Genomic DNA, 26,258 nt, shown 5'->3' with positions numbered 1-26,258 from the left:
TAAGCCTCAAGCCAACTGGGCGCGAGACAGTGCGAAGGGGCGGCCGGCATCCAACTGCGTCACAGGGGAATGCAGCATGAGTTCAATGAGTCTGTATGGCTATTACCGTTCATCTACCAGCTATCGGGTAAGAATCGCGCTGGCGCTCAAGGGGATTGAGGTCGCTCAGGTGCCGGTCAATCTGCTCAAGGGCGAACAGCGCAGCGAGGACTATCTGGCCATCAATCCCCAGGGACTGGTGCCGACCCTGATGGTGGGAGATACCCCAACATCTGTGGCCCTGAGCCAGTCGATCGCGATCCTAGAATATCTGGAGGAGCGCTGGCCCACCCCGGCGCTGTTGCCCTCCGCGCCTGAAGCGCGTGCGAAGGTGCGCTCACTGTGTCAGTTCATGGCTTGTGAGATGCATCCGCTCAACAATCCGCGCGTGCTCAATTATCTGACCGATCGGCTTGAGGTCACCCAGCAGCAGCGCCTTGAGTGGTATCGACATTGGGTCGCCGAGGGCTTCGCGCGTCTGGAAGTGATGCTGGCGGAAAGTGCAGGGCGTTTCTGCCATGGCGATAGCCCGGGCATGGCGGATGCCTGCCTGATGCCTCAGCTCTACAATGCGCGGCGCTTCGAGTGTGAACTTATGGACTACCCAAGGATTCTGGCCATCGAGGCGGCCTGTCAGTCACTGGAAGCCTTCCGGCAGGCTCACCCCGAGCGTCAGCCAGATTGTCCGGCCCCTTGAGCCTGGTGTTATCCAGACACGAAAGCGCCCCGTCGGTACCGACGGGGCGCTTTCGTGTTGCTGGCAGTCATGGGTCAGCGACGTCGTGCTTCAACCACAGCGCTTGCTGGAGCAGCAACTGCTGGCGTGAGATTGCTCAAGCACTACCGCAGCCGTCGGCGGGGTGCAACAGCTGCTGGTGTTGGAAGCGTCCTGGTCGTCAGGTATCTGATCGTTCTCGGCCTCTCTGGCCTCGCGCAGTTCTTCACGCGCATCGCGAATCACCTGCCAGGCGGACTGCAGGAAGAGTGCGGCAATCGCCGCCCCCAGCAGCACGTCCGGCCAGCGGGAGCCTGTCCAGCCCACCAGTATCGCGGCCCCGAAGACCGAGGCATTGGCGATGATGTCATTGCGTGAGCACAGCCAGGTGGAGCGCATGTTGAGATCATCCGACTTGAAGCGCCACAGCAGGCCGAAGCAGATGAGGTTTACGACCAGTGCCAGCAGGGCGAAGACGCCCATGCCGTGGGCGGCCGGTGCCACTCCATTGAGGGCTTGGTAGCCTGCTTCGCCAAAAACGATCAGGCCTAGCGACAGCATCACGATGCCCTTGATCAGCGCACTCATTGCGCGTTCACGCACACTGCGGTGCAGGACATAGAGAGTCAGGGCGTAAACGCTGGCATCGCCGAACATGTCGAGGGAATCCCCCAGCAGCGCGGTGGAACCCAGCCACCAGGCCGCGGTGAATTCGACGAAGAACATGCTGGCATTCAGCGCCAACAGAATCTTCAGGACCTTGCCCTGTGAGGCTCTGAGCTCTGCCAGCTCGCCGGATTTACTTTCGCAACAGCTTTTCATGGGTCTTGGCCTCCTGTCGTGTTGATGACAGCATGGAGGTTATAGTCACTATAAGGTCAAGTAGGCTGATGAAACGGTTGATGCATCGACATGCAACACATGGCGAGAGGAGAAGTCATCGATGACCGCAAGAGATTTCGCACGGAGAGGGGAATCGTTCACGTCATCGCACGGCGAGGTGACGATGGGCATCGGCCAACTGGCCAAGGCGTCTGATGTCCAGGCGGTGACGATCCGCTACTACGAGAAGCAGGGGCTGTTGGCCCCGATGCGACGCGCGTCCAATGGCTATCGTGAGTATGGCAATGCACAGCTTAGGCGTCTGACCTTCATCCGCCGTTGTCGGAGGCTGGGGTTTTCGCTGGATGACATCCGCGCCTTGCTGGGCCTGGCGGACCAGCAGTCCTTGCCGTGCGATCAGATAGACGCGCGCATCGAGGCGCAGCTGATCGAGGTGCGCAAGCGTCAGCGCGACCTCGCCGTCATGGAGGAAGAGTTGCAGCGCCTGACGCACTGCTGTGCCGGCGGGGTGATGGCACAGTGCCATATCATTGAGACACTGTCTGAGGTCGAGGAGTAAGGCCTTGGCATTTTCGCGCGCGTAGGGATGATCGAAGGCGTGTAGATCACGCTCGCCTCTGTTGCCGCGCCGCGCCAGCCGCTACAATGCGCGCCATTCGTCTTGTTCTGCTATTCACCCAACAGTGCGCGCGGCGTGCCTCACGTCGGGCCGGATGCCTTTCAGCTCATGTCAGATTCCCAGATTGCCAAGGCGGCGGATGTGCGCCGTACATTCGCCATCATCTCTCACCCGGATGCCGGTAAGACCACCATCACCGAGAAGCTGCTGCTGTTCGGGAATGCCATCCAGATGGCCGGCTCGGTCAAGAGCAAGCGGGCCGATCGCCACGCGACCTCCGACTGGATGAAGATGGAGCAGGAGCGTGGTATCTCCGTGACCACCTCCGTGATGCAGTTCCCCTACAAGGACCGCATGGTCAATCTGCTGGATACCCCCGGGCACGAGGACTTCTCCGAAGATACCTACCGGACGCTGACTGCCGTCGACTCGGCGCTGATGGTCATCGATGGCGCCAAGGGTGTCGAGGACCGCACCATCAAGCTGATGGAAGTCTGCCGCCTGCGCACCACGCCGATTCTGACCTTCGTCAACAAGATGGACCGCGAGACGCGTGATCCCATCGAGGTGATGGATGAAGTCGAGACGGTACTCAACATCCAGTGCGCGCCGATGACCTGGCCGATCGGCGTCGGCAAGGGCTTCAAGGGCGTCTATCATCTGCTCAATGACGAGATCCATCTCTACAAGCAGGGCCAGGGCAACCGCATTCCCGACGACGTGCGCATCAAGGGCCTCGACAGCCCCGAAGCCATCGAAGTGCTGGGCGAGGACCTGATCGAAGAGCTGAGCATGGAGGTCGAGCTGGTGCGCGGCGCCTCTCACGAGTTCGATCTCGAGGCCTATCGTCGCGGTGAGCTGACGCCGGTCTACTTCGGTACTGCCATGGGCAACTTCGGCGTGCGCGAGATGCTCGACGGCTTCGTCGAATATGCCCCGCCCCCCCAGCCGCGCGATACCGATACCCGCGAAGTCACGGCCCACGATGAGCGCTTCACCGGTTTCGTTTTCAAGATCCAGGCCAATATGGACCCGAAGCACCGTGACCGTGTCGCCTTCCTGCGTGTCTGCTCCGGCAAGTACGAGAAGAACATGAAGATGCGCCATGTGCGCATCAACAAGGACGTCAAGATTCCCGACGCCTTGACCTTCATGGCGGCGGACCGCTCCCACGTGGAAGAAGCCTGGCCGGGCGATATCATCGGCCTGCACAACCACGGCACCATCCAGATCGGTGATACCTTCACCATCGGCGAGGACATGCGCTTCACTGGCATTCCGCACTTCGCGCCGGAACTTTTCAAGCGCGTGCGCCTTAAGGACCCGCTGAAGATGAAGGCGCTGCAGAAGGGCCTGCAGCAGCTCTCCGAAGAGGGCGCGACCCAGGTCTTCCAGCCGTTCGACAACAACGACCTGATCGTCGGTGCCGTCGGTACGCTGCAGTTTGACGTGGTCGCTCACCGCCTGAAGGAAGAGTACAAGGTCGAGTGCATCTATGAGGCGATCAACGTGCAGACCGCACGCTGGATCTACTGCGATGACACCAAGATGCTGGAAGACTTCAAACGCAAGGCCAGTGCCAACCTGGCTTACGACGGCGGCGGCTGGCTGACCTACATCGCGCCGACCCGCGTCAACCTGCAGCTGACCCAGGAACGCTGGCCGGACATCACCTTCCGTGCGACCCGTGAGCACTGAGACAGTTGCCACAGCGACGCTGCGATAGCGAGACTGTCGATCACGTCATGAAGAACGCCACCCCGAGGGGTGGCGTTTTTTGTGTCCAGATATGCGTGTAACCCTACGTTTACACAGCCAACCCATGGCGCGGCATCAGCACGGCATAATGTTTGGGTCATGTTGTCTTGCTGGCATCCGTGTGATGAAGCTTGCTGGGGCGAAGGTCGGTAGGGCGCAGACAATGACAACAACAATGGCGTGGAATGTGTCTCAGTGCGGGCCATGCATGATGCGTGGCAATTCACCGGATGGTTAGCGAGTGACAGGAGATGACAGATGTCCGGATTCATGCAGGAATTTCGTGATTTTGCCGTCAAGGGTAACGTCGTCGACATGGCCGTCGGCATCATCATCGGCGGGGCATTCACACTGATCGTCAAGAGTCTGGTGGGGGACATGCTCAACCCGCTGATGGGGCTGCTGATCGGGGGGGTAGATTTCTCGAATTTCTTCATCGTGCTCAAGGAAGGCGCTCAGGCTGCCCCCTATGCCAGCCTGGATGCCGCGAAGGAAGCGGGAGCCGTGACGCTGAATTATGGCTTGTTCATCAATGCCATCATCAGTTTTGCGCTGGTGGCGCTGGCGGTCTTCGTGTTGATCCGCCAGATCAACAAGCTCAAGAAGGAAGCCGAGGAAGCGCCCGAAGAGGTCACCGACAAGGATTGCCCGTATTGCCTTTCCAGGGTGCCGCTGGCGGCGACCCGTTGTGGTCATTGCACCTCCGAACTGGCGCCGGCAGCGCCGGTGGAGGCGGCCTAGGCCATCTGCGCCAGTCACGACCACTAACAAGCAATATCGACACTTGTCCACAAGGGACCGGTCACCAGGCCGGTCCCTTCGTTTGTCTGACACACGCTGATATAGCACGATGGCTGTACGACCATCCCTGGGAGATTCCATGCTGATCGACAGCCATTGCCATCTGGATTTCGCTGACTTCACGCCGGATCGTGAGGCGGTCATCGCGCGTGCCGAGCAGGAAGACGTCTCGGCCTTCGTGGTGCCCGCCACCACGGTGGCAAGCTTCCCGGCAGTGCTGGCGCTGGCGGGTTCATCGGCGCGTATGTTCGGTGCCCTGGGGTTGCATCCCTATTTTCTGTCCGAGCATGGCGATGACGCGCTGGCGTCGCTTCATCAGGCTCTCGACCAGCATGCTGGTAAGATCGTCGCGTTGGGAGAATGTGGCTTCGATACGCGATTGGCCGATCATGACGCCCAATGGCAGCTGTTCGAGTCCCAGCTGAGCATGGCACGCGAATTCTCCTTGCCTGTCATCGTGCACTGCGTGCGCGCCAACGACGAAGTGGCCAAGCGCCTCAAGCAGGCACGACTCACCCGTGGCGGCATCATCCATGCCTTCGCGGGCAGTCAGGTGCAGGCACAGCGCTTTCTCGAGCTTGGCTTTGTGCTGGGGCTGGGCGGCAGCGTGACCTACCCGCGTGCCAACAAGCTGCGCGGAGTGGTGGCGTCACTGCCCGACGATGGCTTCGTGCTGGAAACCGATAGCCCCGACATGCCGCTGTGCGGGTTTCAGGGCCAGCGCAATGAGCCATCGCGAGTGGCGAAGGTCGCGGACGTGGTGGCGGAGCTCCGCTCGAGCAGTCGCCACGATATCGCGTTATCCACCACGACGAATGTGCAGCGTATTCTTCAACTGAACGTCTGATCTAGACTGACCTCAAAGGCCAGGCGACAGCCTGCCGACCCGGTTCAGGAGGTCGCCTCATCATCGGTAAATCAATGTCAGATTCTTCAGCACCGCGTTCCTCCTCTCGTGTGTCGTCACATGAGTCTTCTGCTGTCTTCGCGCATGCCTTCATGCCTGCTGGCCCCCGCTATCGGATGTACCTGCTGCCGCTGCTGTTGCTGGCGGCACTGCTGGCCACCGCCTGGTTGACGGCCAGCCAGATCACCCAATCCCGTGAGGCGGATCGTGAATCCGACAGGCAGCGGCTGGCCTTGTGGATCAAGAGTGAACAGCGCCTGCTCGCAGGACAGTTGCAGGAGAACGGCTACTGGGAAGAAGCCGTGACCAGGTTTCTGCGCAAGCCCGAGCTCGACACGACCTGGCTCGAGTACATGTATGGCCCCGAGTTCGCCATCAATACCGGCATACATCTGATCTCTGCGGTGCGGGGCGATGGGCAGGTGGCAGCCTGGGTGCAGCACAACGCCGGGTCGCCGGGGGCCGACTGGCTGGGCAAGCAGCCGGTGAGCTGGCGACGTGCGCTCGCCCCCGTCATGCAGGCTGCCCGCCAGTCATCGACACAATCCCAGCTGGCCTGGTTGATCGTCGATAACCAGCCATGGCTGATCGGCATGCAGGGGCTCTACGAGGATGAGGAGGCCTTGCCACCGCGAGACGAGCAGGGGCTGTTGATTTTGGGCATGCCGCTCACGACAGACCTGCTGGACGAGCAGGCGGCCGTACTGGGCTTGAAGGGTCTGAAGGTCGTCAGCAACGCCATGCCACAGCCCATCGCGACGCAGCAGATCTGCGTGGCTTTGCCGGCATCCGGCCGTGCCGATCGCTACCACCATGCCAAGGCCTGCTGGCAGGATGAGAATCGCGTCGCTCAGCTTGTGTATGAGATGGGCGCTCCGCTGGCGGTGCTGCTGTTGATCATTGTGCTGGCGGGCATGGGCACCATTGGCATGTTGGTGCGCGACAGTCGGCGCCGCAGGGCGTGTCGGGCCTATGGCGCCTATCTCGAGCATCAAAACCAGCGCCACAACACTCTCAACCAGCAATTTCTGAGCGTCCCCTACGAAACCCACGCGCCGCAGAATGCGCGTGCGTCTCTCACCCGATACCTGCAGCGCGTGCGCGAGATGCTGGGGGCGGAGATCATCATCTATCGGCGTGAGGTGGGAAATCCCAATGCCGGCTACCTGATTCTGCAGAGTCACGATGAGCGTGAGTGGTTGAGTGAAGCATCGTTGCGGCGTGATCCTCTATTGCGCCTGCCGGTAGGGCGCGTGTGCGTGTCACCCGGTGATGGCTCGCGGCGCGATGGCGATGGGAGCGTCGAGAAGAATGCCGATGAGCCGAATGACCGCGCGCTGCTGCTGTGTCAGCGACTGGGCGCCAGTCAGCTGATGGGCTATTCGGTCTCGCCGCATCCCGGGCGCAGCGAGTTGCTGCTGGTGGCCAGTCGTGGCCATCGACTCAACGCCACCGAGATGATGCCGTTGCTGGACATGACTCTCGATACGCTGGTGGTACGAGGATTGGAGCAGGAACGCGTGCTGCTCCAGCACCAGTTGCTCGAGGAGCGCGAGACGGATCTCGATACCGGCCTGCTCAGCCGTGAAGGCATGCTGCGCCTGATCAAGGTGCGGATTGATCAGCTGGGTGAGGTCGCGCCGATGGAAGGCTTCGTGCTGATGGCGCTGCGGATTGGCGGTTTGCAGGTGCTCTATGATCATGCCGGCGCCGAGCCGGGCAATCACCAGCTGGAGCAGGTCAAGAAGCGTATCGCTCCCTTGCTGGGGAATTCGGGCGATGTGGCGCGCCTCGAGACCGACAGGCTGCTGATCATGGTCCAGCGCCGGCTGCTGGAAGCGACGCGTGGCGGTATCAGTGGCTGGCTGGACAACCTGCTGAATGCCGTGCGCGACAAGGTCACGCTCAATGATGAGGTGATCTATCTGCAGCCGAGTCTGGGCATCACGCGCTACCCCGAGGATGGCCACCAGGTGGATGCGCTGGTCTATCGCGCCGAGCGTGCCTTGCACGATACCCAGCAGTGCCAACGTGAGTGGCACTTCTTCGATGAGGAGGCGGAGCGTGAGTTGCGTCGCCTCAAGCAGCTGGAGGCCGAGTTCACCGTCGCGCTGCGTGAGAATCAGCTCAGGCTCTTCGTGCAGCCGATCGTCGATGGGCGTAGCGGCCGCTTGCAGCTGTCGGAGGCGTTGATTCGCTGGCAGCACCCCGAACATGGCTTGATGGGCTCGGCGGATTTCATGGCGATCGTCGAGTCCGCACGCCTGGATGTCGCGCTGGGGCGCTGGGTGCTCAAGGAAAGCATCGCGACCTTGATGCGCGTCCACGAAAGCGGCCATGAGTTGCATCTGAGCGTCAACGTGACCGTGCGCCACATGATGGACAAGCGCTTCCTGTCAGACCTGGAAATGTTGTTCCGGCATCCGGAGCTGTGTGAGCGCCTGACGCTTGAGCTGGTCGAGAGCCAGCTGCCGGATGACATCCAGGCACTCGCCGTGCTGTTCCAGACCATCCGGGCTCACGGCGTGGCATTGGCATTGGATGACTTCGGCACCGGCTACTCCTCGTTGTCACAGCTTCAGCGGTTGCCGTTCGACAAGCTCAAGATCGATCGACAGTTCGTGACGGCGCTGGGCTCCAGCAAGGGGCAGGCCATGATCGAAGCGATGCTGGGGCTGGCGGAGGCCTTCCATCTTGCGGTGGTGGCCGAGGGCATCGAGACGCCAGAGCAGCGAGCCGAATTGCTCGCGCATGGTTGCTCGCTGCATCAGGGCTATCTCTATGCACGACCGATGCCGGTGCAGGAGCTGATCGAGCACCTGATCGCAGGGGATGGCTGGCTGCCGGAAGGGCTGTGAGCCCCGGTAGGTGCATCAGGTCTGCAATCCGTGAAAGACGAAAGCCCCGCACGTTGGCACGTGTGGGGCTTTCTTGTGGCGGCTTTCAAGCGTTAAGTCCTTCAAGGCTAAGCCCTTCAAGACAGCCAGTCCTTCAAGCCGTACCCTTCAGCCCTTGAGCTGCTCCGGGTCGCGACGCTCGACGGCATAGGGCAGTGCGCTGCGCTCAAGCTCGGTGCCATCTTCCAATGCCAACGCTATCTCTTCATCACGCAGGCTGATCACGGCCAGCAGCTCCAGGCGTCCCTGCTCATCATGGGCTGCCTGCAACACTTCGCCAAGGGACTTGCCATCGGGAGATGTGACCTTGCTGCCCACCGCCGGCAAGTCGGCCGGCTGCATTGTCGTCAGGCGTTGCAGGCGCTTCTTGACCTGACCGCGAAAGTGGGCACGTGCCACGACTTCCTGACCGGTATAGCAGCCTTTCTTGAAGCTGATCGCGGCGAGGGCTTCCAGATTGAGCATCTGCGGCAGCCAGCTGTCAGTCTGCGCGGAAGTGACCCACTGTAGACCGGCGCGGATATCTTCCAGGCGCCAGCGGGTTTCGTCGCTGGCGGCCACATCGCGTCCGAAAAGCGCCGTCGCGAGGTCTGCCAGGGCGGCATGCGGGCCGACCAGTATCGCGCGCGGGGTATTGCCTGACGGCTGGCGAGCCAGCGCGCAGGTCTGCGGTTCTTCTTCCTCGCTCGACTGCAGGGGCGACGGGAGAACCGAGCGCATGGCCAGGTCGTGCGCGGGCAGAGCCGGTGCCGCCAGGGCGTCGGCACAGGCCGCCAGAGTCTGTTCGCCGAGAAGGCCGAGCACACTCAGCTCGCACGACACCTCCAGCGTCACCTTGTAGAAGGGCGCGAACTTGGCCAGATGGGCGCGCAGCGGTTCGGCGGTGCCAGCCGGCATCACCAGCCACAGGCGCCCTTCGCTGACGCGCAGCAGCTGAGCCATGGCCAGAATGCGCCCCTTCGGTGTGCAGAAGGTCGTCAGCGGCGCCAGCTCGCCATCGACCAGACTCAGCTGCTGTGAGGTCTGCCCCTGCAGAAAGCGTTCGCCATCCTTGCCGCAGACCTCGAGGACTTCGAAATTGCCCAGCGGGGTCAACCCATTTTCGGCCAGGGTGCGGTCAGCTACGCCAGCGAGTGGCATGGAGGCATCGTCTGGCTCACCCAGCGTCAGGCGGCCGTCCTCGCCGAGCTGGTAGCCGTGGTCTTGCATCAGGGTCTTGAAGGGATTCATTTACCACCATCCTGTTGCGAAGGAGTGAACTGCCGGTGGCGCTCTGGCAACCATGCGGCATGTCGGATGCCCGCATTGTCACGCGCCAGCTGGCGGCTGTCAGCCCCTAGTGCCTCAAGTGACAGTAAAAGAACGGGCAAATCAGGGCTCCCGTCCTGCCAGGCGTTTCTGCGGCCTGGCTTGCGAAGCGTCTGGTCCGCGCTGACTGCCAGACAACCGTGCTATTCTTGACGGCTGCAATGCGCCGCGGCGCCCCTTTTTTACTGCATGACAGGAATGACACGATGGCCAGCTTTTCTCTTACTTTGATCGGTGTCGAGAGCGTCAAGGACGTCAACAAGGTCACCACGGCGCTGATGATGATGGATGGCGTCAAGGAAGCCGAGGTCGGGCGTGGCTTTGCCGAAGTCGACGGTCAGGTGCGTTATGACGCCCTGGTCAAGGCGGTCGAGAAGGCCGGTTACAAGGTCAAGTGACCGCAGTGCACAGACGCTGGACAGGCGGCGAGCAGGCAACGTCTCATGAGCGGGATCACGGACAGATCAGCGACAGGGAGGTGACGAATGAGCATCGAGGTAATCAGCCGTCGGTCAGGCAGTTTCGTGCAGCGGGTACAGGTCGCAAGCTTTGATGAGTTGCTGGTCGATGTGCCGGCGGTGGTCGGTGGCGCCGAGAGCGCTCCGGACCCGCATGACTACTTCGACCTGTCGCTGGGGGCCTGCAAGTCGATCACCGTGCAGATGTACGCAAGGCGCAAAGGCTTGCCGCTGGCGGGGATCACCACCACGGTGGACCGGGACGACAGCGACGAGCGCCGTGGCAGCGACAGCGAATACCGCCTCACGGTCAGCATGCAGTTTCTGGCCGAGGAGGGCCATGAGCTGGACGCCGAGACGCGCGCGCGTCTGATCGAGATCTCCGAGCGTTGCCCCATCCATCGCCTGATGACCAGCACCCGGGTCTTGGTGACCAGTCGAGAAGCGCCCGCGAGCGAATGATGCCGCTGGGCAATCATCTGCCTGTCGTCAGTTGAAGACCCGACTGACTGCCACCATTGAGAGCGCATGAGCAAACCATTTCGCATCGATTCCAAGTTTCAGCCGGCCGGTGACCAACCGGCGGCCATCGAGAAGCTGATAACCGGCCTGGACGCGGGTCTGGCGCATCAGACCCTCCTGGGCGTGACCGGCTCCGGCAAGACCTTCACGGTGGCCAACATCGTGGAGCGTCTGCAGCGCCCGGCCATCGTCATGGCCCCCAACAAGACGCTGGCGGCACAGCTGTACGGCGAGTTCAAGTCGTTCTTCCCCGACAACGCCGTCGAATATTTCGTCTCCTATTACGATTACTATCAGCCCGAAGCCTACGTCGCCTCCTCGGACACCTTCATCGAGAAGGATGCCTCGATCAACGACCATATCGAGCAGATGCGCCTGTCGGCGACCAAGGCGCTGCTGGAACGCCGCGATGCGATCATCGTGGTCTCCGTCTCGGCCATCTACGGCCTGGGGGATCCGGATCAATACCTGAAGATGCGCCTGCACTTCAATCGTGGTGAGCAGATTGACCAGCGTGGCTTCCTAAGGCGTCTGGCGGAGCTGCAGTACACTCGCAACGATATGGATTTCCGGCGCGGTACGTATCGGGTGCGTGGCGACGTGATCGACATCTTCCCGGCCGACTCCGAAGAGCAGGCGGTGCGTGTCGAGCTTTTCGATGACGAGATCGATTCCATCCGGCTGTTCGATCCGCTGACCGGTGAAGTGGCCGAGTCGGTGCCGCGCATGACCATCTATCCCAAGAGTCACTACGTGACGCCGCGCGAGACCATCGTCGCTGCGGTCGATCGCATCAAGGAAGAACTCGTCGAGCGCCTCGATTACTTGCGCAAGCACGATAAGCTGGTCGAGGCCCAGCGCCTGGAGCAGCGTACCCTCTATGACATCGAGATGATGATGGAGCTGGGCTACTGCAATGGCATCGAGAACTACTCGCGCTATCTGTCGGGGCGTGATCCCGGCAATGCGCCGCCGACCTTCTTCGACTACCTGCCCAAGGATGCACTGGTCTTCATCGACGAGTCCCACGTCAGCGTGCCGCAGGTCGGCGGGATGTACCGCGGTGACCGATCGCGCAAGGAGACGTTGGTGGAGTACGGCTTCCGTCTGCCGTCGGCCCTCGACAACCGCCCGATGAAATTCGAGGAGTGGGAGAGCATCCTGCCGCAGACGGTATTCGTCTCGGCGACGCCTGGCCCCTATGAGGAAGAACATGCCGGCCAGGTGGTGGAGCAGGTGGTACGTCCCACCGGGCTGCTCGATCCGATCATCGAGGTGCGTTCGGCCTCGACCCAGGTCGATGATGTGCTCTCCGAGATCAAGGCGCGCACCCAGGTGGGCGAGCGCGTGCTGATCACCACGCTGACCAAGCGCATGTCGGAAGACCTGACCGAGTATCTGGGAGAGCATGATGTGCGGGTGCGCTATCTGCACTCCGATATCGACACCGTCGAGCGTGTCGAGATCATTCGTGACCTGCGTCTGGGCAAGTTCGATGTGCTGGTCGGCATCAACCTGCTGCGTGAGGGTCTCGATATACCGGAGGTCTCGCTGGTGGCGATTCTGGATGCCGACAAGGAAGGCTTCCTGCGCTCGGAACGCTCGCTGATCCAGACCATCGGCCGCGCGGCGCGTAATGCCAACGGCAAGGCCATTCTGTACGGGGATCGCATCACCGATTCCATGCAGCGGGCCATCGCCGAGACCGAACGCCGTCGCGAGAAGCAGATGGCCTTCAATGACGAGCACGGCATCACGCCGCGCACCATCACCAAGTCGGTGGCGGATATCATGGAAGGTGCCCAGGCACCGGGCCGCAAGAGCAGCCGTCGCAAGGGCAGCGAGCGTCAGGTGGCGGAAGAGACGCCGGACTACGCCGCGCTGGCGGCCGAAGGTCCTCAGGCGCTTGAAAAGGAGATCAGCCGTCTCGAAGATGCCATGTTTGCCGCGGCCAAGAACCTCGAGTTCGAGGAAGCCGGTCGACTGCGCGACCAGATCAACGACGTCCGCAATCGCCTGATCGCGCTGGGCTGACGCTACTCTCCATCTCCCAGCTTTCGCGTTGCCAAAGGCATTACCCTGCGCGCCCGACGATGTCACCCATCGTCGGGCGCGTGGCGTTCAGGGCTGGCGTGTGCCTGTCTGCAGGTACCCTGGTACCAGCGCGCGGCGGATATGTGTTGCGCAAGTGTCATCAGCGAGTTATCCCGTTATCTTGCCTATGCTTCGCAAATCATCACATGGCAGCTCAGTGCATGGCTCAGGGGCAACCGGTTGCTCGGGGAGGGCGGCAGCATTGCTTCTCTTACAACCTTGGGCGTAGCCGGGCAGGGGGCTGCAGTGCCTCCTGATGGTGCGAGAGGAGAGGGAAATCCTGTTATCCGCGTGTTGGCATGTGCCAATGACTGGCTTTGATCGGGTTTTCCGAGGATTGTCTGGCCACATTGGGAAGCGTGGTGCTTTTCGCTATTGGTAGGCTGCCGAGCCGCATTCATGAGCGCCCAAACGGTCACTTTACATGCGTATTCGCTGCTGCCAATAATGCTTTCAAGGCATTCCTGACGTGTCGACCCCCTGCCTGCAGGCTGGCAGCGGCGCACAAGGTCAGCGAATGACAGACACTGTCGCCAGCCTTTTTCGGTCAGCCCAGCGTTGGCACCAGGCGTCAGTCAGGTCTGCCCGGCCGTAGTACAACAATAATCGGGAACAGGAATTCTCATCATGATGCGCAGGTCTCTTCTCGCTCTCGGTATCGCCGCGGCGATGTCCACCCAGGCTCAGGCCGATATCACCATCGCCATGGCAGGCCCTGTCACGGGGCCGGTTGCCCAGTACGGTGACATGCAGTTCATCGGTGCCGAGATGGCCATCGAGCGGATCAATGCCGCCGGTGGCGTCGACGGCGAGATGCTAAAGGGCGTCAAATACGATGACGCCTGTGATCCCAAGCAGGCGGTGGCGGTGGCCAACCAGATCGTCAATGACGGTGTCCAGTACGTGATCGGCCACCTGTGCTCCAGTGCGACCCAGCCGGCCTCGGACATCTACGCCGAGGAAGGCGTGATGATGATCACGGCGGCGTCCACCAGCCCGACCATCACCGAGCAGGGCTATGAGCTGGTCTTCCGCACCATCGGCCTGGATTCCCTGCAGGGGCCGGTCGCCGGGCGCTATATCGCCGAGACGGTCAAGCCCAAGCACATGGCCGTGATCCACGACAAGCAGCAGTACGGGGAAGGCATCGCCACCGGCGTGCGCGATACCGTCGAGGAAGCCGGCATCGATGTGGTGCTGTTCGAGGGCATCACGGCAGGCGACAAGGATTTTTCGGCGCTGATCTCCAAGCTCAAGAAGGAGAATGTCGACTTCGTCTACTACGGCGGCTATCACCCGGAGCTGGGCCTCTTGCTGCGTCAGTCGCGTGAGCTGGGCTTCGATGCACCCTTCATGGGCCCGGAAGGGGTCGGCAATCCGGACATTTCCAAGATCGCCGGTCAGGCCTCCGAAGGGCTTTACGTGACGCTGCCGCCGGCCTTCGAGACAGACCCGAAGAACGCCGATCTGGTCGCGGCCTTCAAGGACAAGGATCAGGACCCCTCCGGGCCATTCGTCATGCCGGCCTACACCGCGGTGGAGCTGATCGCCGATGGCATCAAGGGGGCTGACTCCACCGACCCCTATGACGTCGCCGAATATCTCAAGGCCAACAGCTTTGACACGCCCATCGGCAAGGTCGAATACGACGAGAAGGGCGATCTGAAGGACTTCAACTTCGTCGTCTACAACTGGCACGCCGACGGAACCAAGAGCGAAGCGGCACATTGATCATCGGCTGGCCTCTGCTCGTCTGAGCTCAGCCTTCGCCACGGCCATGTGACATCACATCTGGCACCTCATTTGAGCGATCATTTGAGAGAGTATTTGAGACCTCATGTGGCCGTGGTGGATCACCCCCGAAACGCTTCCCGTCATGCCACCTGGCATGGCGGGCTTCTCCGTTCGGTCGAGTCCACGGTGATGCAACATCGCCGTGCCTTCCCGTTGTCGCCGCACATGCGGCATTTCCCTGACGGTCACCGGCCACAAGCCGACGACAGTCGCGGCCAAGGGTCGTTCCAATGGAAGACATCCTCTACTTCCTGCAACAGGTCATCAATGGCCTGACCATCGGCAGTACCTATGCCTTGATCGCCATCGGCTACACGATGGTCTATGGCATCATCGGCATGATCAATTTCGCTCACGGCGAGATCTACATGATCGGCACCTACGTGACCTTCATCGTCATCGCGGCGCTGGGCATGCTGGGTATCGCCAACCCCTTCTTTCTGATGGCGGCCGCCTTGCTGGTGGCGGTGCTGGTGTCCTGTGCCTACGGCTTTGCCGTGGAGAGGGTGGCCTATCGCCCGGTACGTGGCTCAAAGCGTCTGATCGCGCTGATCTCGGCGATCGGCATGTCGATCTTCCTGCAGAACTACATGCGTCTGGCCCAGGGTTCGCGGGACATGGCGATCTCCAGCCTGATCCCGGGCGGCTGGGAGTTCGGGCTGGAAAGCTTCGCAGTCAATCTCTCCTACATGCAGGTGATCATCTTCAGCGTCACCCTGGTGTGCATGCTGCTGCTGTCGTCCTTCATCTCGCGCTCGCGTCTGGGTCGTGCCTGCCGTGCCTGCTCGCAGGATGCCGGCATGGCGCGTCTGCTGGGCATCAATACCGACATGATCATCTCGATGACCTTCGTGATCGGGGCGGCACTTGCCGCCGTGGCAGGCCTGCTGCTCGGCATGTACTACGGCGTGGTCAATCCCTACATCGGCTTCCTGGCTGGCCTCAAGGCGTTCACGGCGGCGGTGCTGGGCGGTATCGGCAGTATCCCCGGCGCCATGCTGGGTGGCCTGCTGCTGGGCGTCGCGGAGGCGCTGACCGGCGGTTACCTGTCGACTGAATACAAGGACGTGGTGGCCTTCGGACTGCTGATCCTGATTCTGCTGTTCCGTCCCTCCGGGATTCTCGGCAAGCCCGAAGTGGAGAAGATCTGATGCCCAAGCTTGCGAAACAGACTTTGAATACAGCGGGTACCTCACCCGCCGAGACGATTCCGCCACAGCCTTCCTATCGGCGTCCCTGGTGGTCGGCACTTGCGGCCGCCGTGCTGACCCTCGTGCTGGGGGGCTCGGTACTGGGTGTGCAGCTCGAGTCCACCGGCATCACCACCACGGTACGCTTGATGGGCATGGACACCTGGGGATGGTTGCTGGCCGCGGCGCTGGCCGTCTTCCTGCATCAGCTGGTACGTCCGCAGATCGAGGAGTGGCGCGCACGCACGCGCAAACCTTCACGTTTCAGCGTCCCTGATGTCATGAGCGGTCAGAAGCGTCAGCTGTGGATCATGCTGGCCATCGGTGCGTTGCTGATCTTCCCGTTCCTCTCCAACCGCTCGGCGGTGGACCTCGCCACCCTGACGCTGATCTACATCATGCTGGGCCTGGGGCTCAACGTGGTGGTAGGGCTCGCCGGGCTGCTGGATCTCGGCTACGTGGGCTTCTACGCCGTTGGGGCCTATACCTATGCGCTGCTCAACAGCTATCTGGGCTTCAGCTTCTGGGAGGCATTGCCCATCGCCGGATTGATGACGGCGCTGTTCGGCTATCTGCTTGGCTTCCCCGTGCTACGGCTGCGTGGTGACTATCTGGCCATCGTGACGCTGGGCTTCGGCGAGATCATCCGCATCCTGCTCAACAACTGGACCGAGTTGACTGGCGGCCCGAATGGCATCGCGCGCATTCCCAAGCCGACCTTGTTCAATCTCGAGTTCTCGCGGCGGGCCGACGAGGGCAACATCGCCTTCCATGAGTTCTTCGGCATCGACTATGACCCGGCCCTCAAGGTGATCTACCTGTATCTGCTGGCCTTGATTCTGGTGCTGATCACGCTGTTCGTGATCTACCGCTTGCTGCGCATGCCCATCGGGCGGGCGTGGGAGGCGCTGCGCGAGGATGACATCGCCTGTCGCTCGCTGGGGATGAACCCCACCGGTATCAAGCTCTCGGCCTTCACGATCGGTGCGAGCTTCGCCGGTTTCGCCGGTGCCTTCTTCGCTGCGCGTCAGGGTTTCATCAGCCCAGAATCCTTCACCTTCATCGAGTCGGCGATCATTCTGGCCATCGTGGTGCTGGGGGGAATGGGCTCGCAATTGGGTGTGATTCTGGCCGCGATCGCCATGACGCTGTTGCCGGAGCTGGCACGCGAATTCAATGAATATCGCATGCTGCTGTTCGGACTGATGATGGTGCTGATGATGGTATGGCGTCCTCAGGGCCTGGTGCCGCTCAAACGACCGCAGATGGAGCTCGACCGTGGCTGACACACATGATAATCAGGTCTGTGACAAGCAGGTCCACGACAGGCAAGGCCTCGACAAGGCAGCACCAGCCACCTCCTCACATCGTCAGGCGCGCGCCGAGGGTAGGGCACCGTTGCTGGATGTGTGTGACCTCACCATGCAGTTCGGTGGCCTCAAGGCCGTGGATGGGGTGACGCTTCAGGTACATCCGGGGGAGGTGGTGTCGGTCATCGGACCGAATGGTGCAGGCAAGACCACCGTCTTCAACTGCATTTCCGGCTTCTATCAGCCGACTGGCGGCGAGGTGTATTTCCAGAACCGCGCCATGCATCGTCTACCGGGCTACCGAATTGCTCAGGCTGGCATGGTGCGCACCTTCCAGAACGTGCGGTTGTTCAAGGAGATGACCGTCATCGAGAACCTGCTGGTGGCGCAGCACATGCACGCCGAACGCAACCTTCTCAAGGGACTGTTCAAGACGCCGGGCTATCGACGCAGTGAAAAGGCGCTGATGCAGCATGCCGGCGACTGGCTGGAGCGAGTCGGTCTGCTCGAATTCGCCAACCGCGAGGCGGGCAATCTGGCCTATGGCCAGCAGCGTCGGCTCGAGATCGCGCGCTGCATGGTCGCCAGGCCGCGGCTGCTGATGCTGGATGAGCCGGCGGCGGGCCTCAATCCCAATGAAACGCGCGATCTGGATGATCTGATCGTCAGCCTGACCCGCGATGAGGGCATCTCGGTGCTGTTGATCGAGCATGATATGAGTCTGGTAATGGGCATCTCGGACCACATCTACGTGGTCAATCAGGGCCAGCCGCTGGCGGATGGCAGTCCGGAAGACATACGGCGCAATGATGCCGTGATCAAGGCCTATCTGGGGGAAGAGTGATCATGAGTGAGCATGTCGAAGACGTGACACCCGAGGCCACGCTTGCCGGTGAGGAGCTCGCGCCCCGGGAGGCCATGCTGGCCCTCGAGCATCTGACCACCCACTACGGGCCGGTGCAGGCGCTCAATGATGTCTCGCTGGCCGTCGGACAGGGCGAGATCGTGACGCTGATCGGTGCCAACGGTGCCGGCAAGACGACGCTTCTAATGTCGATCTGTGGCGATCCGCGTCCGACCAGCGGGCGGGTGTGGTTCGAGGGCGAGGAGATCACCGGTACACCCACGGCGCGTGTGATGCGTGGAGGGCTGTCGGTGGTGCCGGAAGGTCGCCGCATCTTCACCGGCATGACGGTGGAGGAGAATCTTGCCATGGGCGGCTATTACCAGAGCAAGGAGGAAAACGAGCGCAGTATCGAGCACGTGCTGGGGCTCTTCCCGCGCCTCAAGGAACGCTTTCAGCAGCGCGGCGGCACCATGTCCGGCGGAGAGCAGCAGATGTTGGCCATCGGGCGCGCCCTGATGAGTCGGCCGCGGCTGTTGTTGCTCGATGAGCCATCGCTGGGGCTGGCGCCCATCGTGATCGGGCAGATCTTCGAGATCGTAGAGCAGCTGCGCGAGCAGGGCACCACCATCTTCCTGGTGGAGCAGAATGCCCATCGCGCCCTGTCGATCGCCGATCGCGGTTATGTGCTGGAGCATGGTCGCGTGGTGCTGGCGGACAGCGGCAAGGCGCTGCTGGCCAATGATGACGTGCGTCGTGCCTATCTTGGCGGCTGAGAGGCCTGGCACGTGATTCGCTGTCGCGCCTCACCAGAGGAAGGCAATGCAAAAGAACGCGCCCCTGTCACTGAAACCTCGGTGGCAGGGGCGCTTTCTTGAGGATGCGATGCAGGGTGCGAGCCAGGGGGGGGGCGGGTAAAGTGGCGTGAATGGCTTACGCCGAGAGAGGTGTCACGAATTCTTCCGGAGCATAGGCGACGCCGTCATGGATACGGTAATGATCGGTAGGGCCGGAGACCTGGCAATTGCTGACGCAGGCCTGGCTGGCGGGAAGCTGGCGCAAGGGATAGCGCACGCCGGATTGACATAGCTCCAGCATCTTCTTGAGCGCGCTGCGCTCACAGAAACCGCACAGGCACTCCAGGGCGTTGTCGAGGCAGTCTTCTTCGCTCATGCCCGCCCCATAGATGCGATTGTCATCACAGACGACGAATCCAAGAGCCCCGGGGGATGTGGCGGGTGTTGTCATGTCTGCTGCCGTTTCAGGTACTGCACTGAGAATGTTGTCAGCCATGATGAACCTCATTGTGATGGGGTATTCCGGCTTCTTCGAGCCAGTCGCTAGCTTGTCTGCCCATGACCCTCTCTGGTCATGCCTCATCCCAGAGTAGACGGCGGTCGTCAAACTGCCATGCAAATCTGTTTGGTGCGTCAAGGACAAATCGATGCTGCGTCAGAAATGTGACAGGGAAGTGACATTCAGGTGACTGTCCGGGGCTCATGCCTGACGTTTTCAGGGCGGCTGGCAGCCAGGCGACTGGCGGTAACGTGCGTTGAGCGCCAGCAATATCGCGATACTCTCGACATCGAAGGCCCCACTGATCGACCCGGGACGAAAGTGTGCCTGGAACGCGGCAATCGCCAGTTCGGGCCGTGCGACGTCCACTGGGTAGCCGTAATGCGTCAGCGCCGTGAGCAGAACCTCTCGTGATGGCAGCCCTTCGCTTGCCAGTTGGCGCTGGAAGCACAGCACGTCAGAGGTGCGTGGCCAGGCACCGATGCCGGCGTCATGCAGGCGTTGCCAGGGGAATCGCGGGCCGGGGTCGGTCTTGCGCTCAGGGGCGATGTCCGAGTGCCCGACGATATCCACCGCCTTGATGCCATGGCGCGCGATGATGGGCTTGAGCAGCGTGATTAATGCAGTGATCTGCGCCTCGCTCCACGGTGCGAAGCCACGTGAGGGGGCCCAGCGCCTGGCGACCGCCTCCCTGGCATCTTCCTGCTCGCCTCCCTGCAATGGCTCCAGTGCCAGGGGCCCGGCATTGACGATCTCGATACCGATGGAGGTGTCATTGAGATTGCTGCGCTCACCCCACTGGCTGACGCCGGCATGCCAGGCGCGGCGCGCTTCCGGCACCAGCGGATAGACGCGCGGCAGGCCGGTCGCGGGCATCGGCGCCGACAGCAGATAATGAGCGCTGACCTGAGAGCCCGTCAGGCTGAGCAGGGAGCCGTGCAGATCATCATCGGTGTAGTGAAGTACCAGATGGCGAACCCGTGAATTGCTCTTGCCGTGGGGGGAGGGCGTCACCCAGTCGAAGGTATCGCTCCCGACACCTGCGCCAGAACCCGACTGGGTGCCACAGCCTGCCAGCAACATCGTGAGCGCGGCAGCGGCCAGCGACAGCAGACGCCGCGAGAAGAAGCGTCGCGGGAAGAGGCGTGGCGAGAAGGAGGGGGGTGAACAGTCGCGTGGCGTCATTGAGCAATCATCGTGGCTGAAGAAGGGGAGTCTGCATGACAGGACGGTACCGCAACGGGACGGCGGCAGTCGCTTCGCGATACACGCGACTGCCGGCAGCGAAGCAGGCGGCTCAGGGCGGGAGAGCCTTGCGCAGACTGGGCCATAACCTGCTGAATTCTCATGTCTTGCGGGTTGCAGGATTCGCTCTGCCGCCGCGTGCTCGCATGAGGTATAATCCCGCGCACCTGATCTGACGCTCGCCCCGTGGCGGCGCGATTGCCGTGCCTGACAACAGTAATCGCCCCTGTGCCCTGTGCGCCAGTGTGTCTGTCTTTTCCATCGCTTGCCCTTGAGGAGCCGATCCTGATGACCGTGATCCGCCAGGATGACCTGATCCAGAGCGTCGCCGACGCGCTGCAGTACATCTCCTACTACCATCCGAAGGATTTCATCGACGCCATGAACGCGGCGTACGAGCGTGAAGAGAATCCTGCCGCCAAGGATGCCATCGCGCAGATCCTGATCAACTCCCGGATGTGTGCCCTGGGTCATCGTCCCATCTGTCAGGACACCGGTATCGTCACCGTCTTCGTTCACGTCGGCATGAACGTGCGCTTCGAGGCCGACATGAGCCTGGATGACATGGTCAACGAAGGCGTGCGTCGCGCCTATCTGCTGCCGGACAACGTGCTGCGCGCCTCTGTGCTGGCAGACCCGGACGGCAAGCGTGCCAACACCAAGGACAACACGCCCGCCATCATCCACCACAAGCTGGTGCCGGGTGACAGCGTCGAGATCCACGTCGCGGCCAAAGGTGGCGGCAGCGAAGCCAAGTCCAAGTTCGCGATGCTCAACCCGTCCGACTCCGTAGTCGACTGGGTGCTGGAGCAGATTCCGAAGATGGGCGCTGGCTGGTGTCCGCCCGGCATGCTGGGTATCGGCATCGGCGGTACCGCCGAGAAGGCGATGCAGCTGGCCAAGGAGTCCCTGCTCGAGCCGATCGATATCCAGGAACTGAAGGCGCGTGGTGCCTCCAACCGTGCCGAAGAGATCCGTCTCGAGCTGTTCGAGAAGGTCAACGCCACTGGCGTCGGCGCCCAGGGCCTCGGTGGTCTGACCACCGTGCTCGACATCAAGGTCATGGATTATCCGACCCACGCGGCCAACAAGCCGGTGGCGATCATCCCGAACTGTGCGGCGACCCGTCACGTGCACTTCACCCTGGATGGCAGCGGTGTGGCAGAACTGCCGGCACCCAAGCTCGAGGACTGGCCGGAAATCACCCGTGAAGCAGGCGACAGTGTCAAGCGTGTCAACCTCGACACCGTGACGCCCGAGGAAGTGCAGAGCTGGCAGCCGGGCGACACCCTGCTGCTCAATGGCAAGCTGCTGACCGGCCGTGACGCCGCTCACAAGCGCATGACCGAGATGCTGGCACGCGGCGAGCAGCTGCCGGTCGATCTCAAGGGTCGCTTCATCTATTACGTCGGCCCGGTCGACCCGATCCGTGACGAAGTCGTCGGTCCGGCTGGCCCGACCACCGCGACCCGCATGGACAAGTTCACGCGCACCTTGCTGGAAGAGACCGGCCTCTTGGGCATGGTCGGCAAGGCAGAGCGTGGCCCGACCGCGATCGACGCCATCCGTGACAACAAGTCCAGCTACCTGATGGCCGTCGGCGGCGCTGCCTACCTGGTCGCCCAGGCGATCAAGAAATCCCGTGTGCTGGCATTTGAAGACCTGGGCATGGAAGCGATCTACGAATTCGAGGTCGAAGACATGCCGGTGACCGTAGCCGTCGACAGCGCGGGTGTCTCCGTGCACCAGACGGGCCCGGCCAAGTGGAAGGAAATCATCGCTGAGCGTGCATGATGGCCCTGTCGTGATACGCCGTCGTATCGTGTGGATATGACCTGAAGACCCCCGCCGGTGATGGCATGCCGGCGGGGGTCTTCGTCTGTGTGCCGTCGATGTCATGGCATCGTTGCGCGCACTGCTGTGGCATACTCTGGCAACCCTGACGCCTGCAATGGAGCTGCAATGACCGCCTGGTTACTTGGCTTTCTGCTGTTGAGCAGTCACATTCTGGGTGCGATGACCGCCGTCATGGCCCTGATGTCCAGTCGTACCTCCCAGGGTGCGATCGCCTGGATTCTGTGTCTGCTGACCTTTCCCTACGTCGCCCTGCCACTGTACTGGGTATTCGGGCGTCCACGTTTCTATGGTTATGTCAGCGCTCGCGAGGAGCGCGACTCGACCATGCGCCGCGTCTTGATGCGTTTCCGTCCCAAACTGTCGCCGTGGCTGTCACGCCCGCTGGGCGGCAATCCCACCCATCTGGATGCCATAGAGCGCCTGGCGATGATGCCTGTCACCACCGGCAACCGCGCCAAGTTGTTGATCAATGGCGAGCACACCTTCGATTCGCTGTTTCATGCCATCGATACCGCCGAGGATTACATCCTGATCCAGTTCTTCATCGTGCGAAACGATGAACTGGGGGTGCGTCTCAAGCAGAAGTTGATGCGCCGCGCCGAACGCGGCGTGCGGGTCTGTTTCCTGTATGACGAGATCGGCTCGCGCAAGCTGCCCGACGGCTATCTGAATGATCTGATGGAATCGGGGTGTGAGGTCAGTGCCTTCAATTCCTCGCGGGGCTGGCGTCATCGTTTCCAGATCAACTTCCGTAATCATCGCAAGATCACCGTCATCGACGGCCGTGTCGGCTTCGTGGGCGGGCTGAATGTCGGCAATGAATATCTGGGCCATTCCGAGCGTTACGGGGCCTGGCGTGATACCCATCTCAAGCTTGAGGGCCCCAGCGTGATGGGCCTGCAGGAAGCCTTCTGGGAAGACTGGCACTGGGCGACCGGTGAGGTGCTGTCGCTTGAATGGCAGCCGCAGATCAGCTGTGACGAATGTCAGCATGTAGTGATCGTGCCTTCCGGCCCGGCGGACCGCCGCGAGACGGCCAGCCTGCTGGTGCAGCAGGCGATTCACTCCTCGGTCAGCCGCATCTGGATCACCAGCCCTTATTTCGTGCCGGACCAGGGCGTGCAGGATGCGCTCAAGATCGCTGCGCTGCGCGGGGTGGATGTGCGGGTGATGATTCCTGAGCGACCCGATCACCTGCTGGTGTTCCTGTCGGCGTTCTCGTTCCTGTCCGAGATGATTCGCTCCGGCGTACGCGTCTTCCGCTATCAGCCAGGCTTCCTGCATCAGAAGGTGATGTTGATGGATAGTCATACGGCAACCATCGGCACCGTCAATCTTGACAACCGCTCCTTCCGCCTCAACTTCGAGATCACGGCGTTCGTGCCCGATCACCAGTTTGCCTCGGAAGTGGAGGCGATGCTCGAAGAGGACTTCCGCCACTGTCGTGAAATCAGCTGCGAAGAGCTGGATGCGCGGCCGATGTGGCGCAAGCTGATCTCGCGCGCGGCCTATCTGCTGGCTCCCATCCAGTAATCCAGCATCCTGCATGCGACAAGCGCCTGCCGAGCTGAGCAAAACTCGCTCGGCAGGTCTTGCCAATCGCCGCGCCAGCAGGCATCTTCTCGCTATAACTGATCGCCTTCTTATTTCTTAAATGAATAAAGTGAGAGCCTTGAGGTGCTTCGCATGCCATGCACGCGAAGCGTCGCCGAGGCCGGCGACTTCATGATTCAGCGCTGAGACCTGCCATGACTGCTCAAGACCCCACCGCTAGCCACGCGCCTTCCATCGACTATCAGTTTCGCGATGATGCGGATGTGATCGCCTTCGCGCGCCAGCACGTCGGTGCTCGATATCCGGGCTTCGCGACCGCTGAAGCACTTCAGGTCGAAGAGATCGGCGATGGCAACATCAACTATGTCTATCGCGTCTGCACGCCGGACCGCTCCGCCTCGGTAATCGTCAAGCAGGGCCTGCCCTGGGTGCGCATCATCGGCGAAAGCTGGCCGCTGTCGCTGGTGCGTGTGCGCATCGAGGCGGAAACTCTGCAGTTCGAGGCAGACTGCGCGCCGGACCTGGTGCCGGCGCTTTATCACTTCGATGAAGCTCGTTCAGCGATCGTGATGGAAGATATCGGCGATCACCGCAATCTGCGCCATGCCTTCCTGGAGCGCGCGTCATTGCCCCGGCTGGGCGAGCAGATGGGGCATTTTCTGGCCACTACGCTTTATCGCAGCAGCGATCTGGCACTCGATGCCCACGACAAGAAGGCGCGCGTCGCCCGCTTCATCAATCCCGATCAGTGCAAGATCACCGAAGACCTGTTCTTCATCGATCCGTTCTGTGATCACGAGCGCAACAGCATCAATCCGGCGCTGCGCGCGGATGCCGAAGCCCTGTGGCAGGATGCTGCCCTGAAGGTCGAAGTGGCGGAGCTCAAGCAGCGTTTCCTCTCCGCGCCCGAGGCACTGCTGCATGGTGATCTGCATGCGGGCTCTATCTTCGTGCGTGAAGACAGTACGAAGGTCATCGATCCGGAATTCGGCTTCTTCGGGCCGGCGGGCTTTGATATTGGCAGCTGGCTGGCAGCACTGTGGCTGGCGGCCTGTGCGCATACCGAGCTTGAGGGAGAACAGGGCAACAAGCGTGACTACGTAGCGCAGCTGCGCGCCCAGGCGGTCGCCAGTTGGGAGAGCTTCGCTTGTGAGTATCGTGAGCAGGCCACCCATACATCGGATGCCAGCTTCGCTGCGTCGGGCGTGGCAGAGCATCTGTTGTCTCGCATGTTGCGTGATGCACTGGGCTATGCCGGCTGTGAGCTGATCCGCCGCACTGTGGGGCTTGCGCATATTCTGGAGCTCGAATCCATCAGCGATGAGGCCACCCGCGCACGCGCCGAGCGGCGGGCGCTGGCGCTCGGGCGCGAGTTGATCATGACGCGCGAACGCCTGAGCGATATCGATGCCATCGATGCCTTGGTGGCGCGTCACCTCGCCTGAGGGCTGGCATGCCAGGCAGGAGTCGGGCGTTCAGGGCCCGGCTAGGGTAGACTCTGCGCTCCGCACCCACGCGCTTGCATTTTCACGCGCGTGGTTCAGTCGAGGAGCATGGTGCTTTATCGGGATAGTGTCTTCCTGCCATTGCCTTTCCAAGACGTCTGCCTTTTCAAGAAGAGATTTTCATGGCCCTGTCTTCCACGCCTTACAAGGTGGATCTGTCGCTGACCGACCTGGATCGCGGCGTCTACGAGACCCTGCGCTTCACGGTGGCTCGTCACCCCTCCGAAACCGAACTGCGTCTTTGCGTGCGTCTGCTGGGCCACGCCCTGTGGTACAGCGAGAACATCGCGTTCGGTCGCGGCCTGTCCGATGTCGATGAGCCGGCGTTGTGGGAAAAGAGCCTCGATGGCCGTATCCTGCACTGGATCGAAGTCGGTCAGCCGGATGCCGAGCGCCTGACCTGGTGCTCGCGACGCACCGAGCGTACCTCGCTGCTGGCCTATGGCAGCCTGCGTGTGTGGGAAACCAAGGTCGTGCCGGCGGTGGCTGGGCTCTCCAACCTGAGCATCGCGGCCGTGCCGGAAGGGTCGCTGGACGCCATCACCGAGTCGCTGCCGCGCAACATCAAGTGGACCGTGATGATCTCCGAAGGCACCATCTTCATCACCGATGACAATGGCCAGCACGAGATCAATCTCGAGTGGCTGAAGGGCGAGCGCTGAGCGACATCAGCCTCGCACCGGCCCAGACACAACGCCCCCG

General features: G+C 61.8%; 22 protein-coding genes. 18 read left to right on the top strand and 4 right to left on the bottom strand.

The genetic code is table 11. From position 1 onward, the window contains the following. Nucleotides 1-85: 85 nt before the first annotated feature. Nucleotides 86-736 carry a maleylacetoacetate isomerase gene (gene maiA, locus LCW13_RS09785; RefSeq protein ID WP_225348140.1) on the top strand — a complete coding sequence of 217 codons (651 nt, stop codon included), beginning with the start codon at nt 86-88 and terminating at the stop codon, nt 734-736. A 90-nt stretch (nt 737-826) separates the two neighbouring features. On the opposite strand, the gene LCW13_RS09780 is transcribed toward maiA, so the two are convergent. After that, nucleotides 827-1,576 carry a cation transporter gene (locus tag LCW13_RS09780; RefSeq protein WP_153635929.1) on the bottom strand — a complete coding sequence of 250 codons (750 nt, stop codon included), beginning with the start codon at nt 1,574-1,576 and terminating at the stop codon, nt 827-829. Nucleotides 1,577-1,697: 121 nt separating this feature from the next. Here LCW13_RS09780 and LCW13_RS09775 point away from each other — a divergent pair, with 121 nt between their 5' ends. From LCW13_RS09775 to LCW13_RS09755, 5 genes are all read left to right on the top strand, one after another. After that, complete coding sequence (locus LCW13_RS09775) at nt 1,698-2,156, top strand: MerR family transcriptional regulator (RefSeq protein WP_225346720.1); 459 nt, start codon at nt 1,698-1,700, stop codon at nt 2,154-2,156. A 168-nt stretch (nt 2,157-2,324) separates the two neighbouring features. Then, nucleotides 2,325-3,914 (top strand): peptide chain release factor 3, encoded by a 1,590-nt coding sequence (locus tag LCW13_RS09770; RefSeq protein ID WP_153635928.1) that lies wholly within the window; start codon nt 2,325-2,327, stop codon nt 3,912-3,914. A gap of 318 nt (nt 3,915-4,232) precedes the next feature. Beyond that, complete coding sequence (gene mscL / locus LCW13_RS09765) at nt 4,233-4,715, top strand: large conductance mechanosensitive channel protein MscL (protein WP_153635927.1); 483 nt, start codon at nt 4,233-4,235, stop codon at nt 4,713-4,715. A 139-nt stretch (nt 4,716-4,854) separates the two neighbouring features. After that, nucleotides 4,855-5,622 carry a TatD family hydrolase gene (locus LCW13_RS09760; RefSeq protein WP_153635926.1) on the top strand — a complete coding sequence of 256 codons (768 nt, stop codon included), beginning with the start codon at nt 4,855-4,857 and terminating at the stop codon, nt 5,620-5,622. 152 nt (nt 5,623-5,774) lie between these two features. Beyond that, nucleotides 5,775-8,540 (top strand): EAL domain-containing protein, encoded by a 2,766-nt coding sequence (locus LCW13_RS09755; protein ID WP_172978679.1) that lies wholly within the window; start codon nt 5,775-5,777, stop codon nt 8,538-8,540. A gap of 147 nt (nt 8,541-8,687) precedes the next feature. On the opposite strand, the gene ygfZ is transcribed toward LCW13_RS09755, so the two are convergent. Then, nucleotides 8,688-9,809: a CAF17-like 4Fe-4S cluster assembly/insertion protein YgfZ gene (gene ygfZ / locus LCW13_RS09750; protein WP_225346719.1), complete on the bottom strand. Its 1,122-nt coding sequence runs from the start codon at nt 9,807-9,809 to the stop codon at nt 8,688-8,690. 284 nt (nt 9,810-10,093) lie between these two features. On the opposite strand from ygfZ, the gene LCW13_RS09745 reads away from it, so the two are divergent. The 8 genes from LCW13_RS09745 (at nt 10,094) to LCW13_RS09710 (ending at nt 18,875) form a co-directional block, all read left to right on the top strand. Beyond that, nucleotides 10,094-10,285: a hypothetical protein gene (locus LCW13_RS09745; RefSeq protein ID WP_153635924.1), complete on the top strand. Its 192-nt coding sequence runs from the start codon at nt 10,094-10,096 to the stop codon at nt 10,283-10,285. A gap of 87 nt (nt 10,286-10,372) precedes the next feature. Continuing rightward, complete coding sequence (locus tag LCW13_RS09740) at nt 10,373-10,807, top strand: OsmC family protein (protein ID WP_153635923.1); 435 nt, start codon at nt 10,373-10,375, stop codon at nt 10,805-10,807. Nucleotides 10,808-10,873: 66 nt separating this feature from the next. Further along, a complete protein-coding gene (gene uvrB, locus LCW13_RS09735) occupies nt 10,874-12,901 on the top strand; it encodes an excinuclease ABC subunit UvrB (protein WP_153635922.1) in 2,028 nt (675 codons plus the stop codon). A 690-nt stretch (nt 12,902-13,591) separates the two neighbouring features. After that, on the top strand, nt 13,592-14,692 hold the full coding sequence (locus tag LCW13_RS09730) for a branched-chain amino acid ABC transporter substrate-binding protein (protein ID WP_404813686.1): 1,101 nt from the start codon (nt 13,592-13,594) through the stop codon (nt 14,690-14,692). Between the two features lie 293 nt (nt 14,693-14,985). Beyond that, nucleotides 14,986-15,906, top strand: a complete 921-nt coding sequence (gene livH, locus LCW13_RS09725; RefSeq protein WP_043336883.1) for a high-affinity branched-chain amino acid ABC transporter permease LivH — start codon at nt 14,986-14,988, stop codon at nt 15,904-15,906. Continuing rightward, nucleotides 15,906-17,231: a high-affinity branched-chain amino acid ABC transporter permease LivM gene (gene livM / locus LCW13_RS09720; protein WP_153635920.1), complete on the top strand. Its 1,326-nt coding sequence runs from the start codon at nt 15,906-15,908 to the stop codon at nt 17,229-17,231. The genes livH and livM overlap by 1 nt, the downstream gene beginning before the upstream one ends. A 112-nt stretch (nt 17,232-17,343) precedes the next feature. Then, on the top strand, nt 17,344-18,099 hold the full coding sequence (gene livG / locus LCW13_RS09715) for a high-affinity branched-chain amino acid ABC transporter ATP-binding protein LivG (protein WP_263643040.1): 756 nt from the start codon (nt 17,344-17,346) through the stop codon (nt 18,097-18,099). Nucleotides 18,100-18,173: 74 nt separating this feature from the next. Then, nucleotides 18,174-18,875 carry an ABC transporter ATP-binding protein gene (locus LCW13_RS09710; protein WP_043336899.1) on the top strand — a complete coding sequence of 234 codons (702 nt, stop codon included), beginning with the start codon at nt 18,174-18,176 and terminating at the stop codon, nt 18,873-18,875. Between the two features lie 157 nt (nt 18,876-19,032). Here the strand turns inward: LCW13_RS09710 and LCW13_RS09705 are convergent, their stop codons facing one another. After that, a complete protein-coding gene (locus LCW13_RS09705) occupies nt 19,033-19,392 on the bottom strand; it encodes a hypothetical protein (RefSeq protein ID WP_175090119.1) in 360 nt (119 codons plus the stop codon). A gap of 219 nt (nt 19,393-19,611) precedes the next feature. Beyond that, nucleotides 19,612-20,580: an N-acetylmuramoyl-L-alanine amidase gene (locus LCW13_RS09700; protein ID WP_225346717.1), complete on the bottom strand. Its 969-nt coding sequence runs from the start codon at nt 20,578-20,580 to the stop codon at nt 19,612-19,614. A 348-nt stretch (nt 20,581-20,928) separates the two neighbouring features. Here LCW13_RS09700 and LCW13_RS09695 point away from each other — a divergent pair, with 348 nt between their 5' ends. The 4 genes from LCW13_RS09695 (at nt 20,929) to LCW13_RS09680 (ending at nt 26,218) form a co-directional block, all read left to right on the top strand. Further along, nucleotides 20,929-22,434: a fumarate hydratase gene (locus LCW13_RS09695; RefSeq protein ID WP_153635918.1), complete on the top strand. Its 1,506-nt coding sequence runs from the start codon at nt 20,929-20,931 to the stop codon at nt 22,432-22,434. A 168-nt stretch (nt 22,435-22,602) separates the two neighbouring features. After that, on the top strand, nt 22,603-24,030 hold the full coding sequence (gene cls / locus LCW13_RS09690; protein ID WP_153635917.1) for a cardiolipin synthase: 1,428 nt from the start codon (nt 22,603-22,605) through the stop codon (nt 24,028-24,030). A gap of 215 nt (nt 24,031-24,245) precedes the next feature. Beyond that, nucleotides 24,246-25,496 (top strand): S-methyl-5-thioribose kinase, encoded by a 1,251-nt coding sequence (gene mtnK / locus LCW13_RS09685; protein WP_153635916.1) that lies wholly within the window; start codon nt 24,246-24,248, stop codon nt 25,494-25,496. A gap of 182 nt (nt 25,497-25,678) precedes the next feature. Continuing rightward, nucleotides 25,679-26,218, top strand: a complete 540-nt coding sequence (locus LCW13_RS09680; protein ID WP_153635915.1) for a YaeQ family protein — start codon at nt 25,679-25,681, stop codon at nt 26,216-26,218. Nucleotides 26,219-26,258: the final 40 nt, after the last annotated feature.

This window comes from Cobetia amphilecti (genome assembly GCF_020217465.1).
In the GTDB taxonomy this organism is placed as follows: Bacteria; Pseudomonadota; Gammaproteobacteria; order Pseudomonadales; family Halomonadaceae; genus Cobetia; species Cobetia amphilecti.
Note: the sequence above shows the minus strand (reverse complement) of the source record. Positions and strands in the feature narration are given on the sequence as shown.